This is a genomic window from Zobellella endophytica, assembly GCF_003012775.1.
In the GTDB taxonomy this organism is placed as follows: Bacteria; Pseudomonadota; Gammaproteobacteria; order Enterobacterales; family Aeromonadaceae; genus Oceanimonas; species Oceanimonas endophytica.
In genome coordinates this window covers 1-255 of sequence record NZ_PXYG01000052.1, presented here as the reverse complement: position 1 = coordinate 255, position 255 = coordinate 1, and the positions used below count along the sequence as shown (strand labels likewise).

Sequence of the window (255 nt, the reverse complement as noted above, 5' to 3'; positions counted from 1 at the left end):
TACACGGTGGATGCCTTGGCAGTCAGAGGCGATGAAGGACGTGCTAACCTGCGTTAAGCACGGGTGAGCTGGTAAGAAGCGCTTGAGCCCGTGATGTCCGAATGGGGAAACCCACTGCACTCAGTGCGGTATCGTTGCGTGAATACATAGCGCAGCGAGGCGAACCGGGAGAACTGAAACATCTAAGTACCCCGAGGAACAGAAATCAACCGAGATCCCCTTAGTAGCGGCGAGCGAACGGGGGCCAGCCCTTAA

The 255-nt window shown here is 56.5% G+C and carries 1 rRNA gene; it reads left to right on the top strand.

The features are described 5' to 3' along the window. Positions 1–2: 2 nt before the first annotated feature. Positions 3–255 (top strand): 23S ribosomal RNA (locus C7H85_RS19400); the annotation flags it as partial.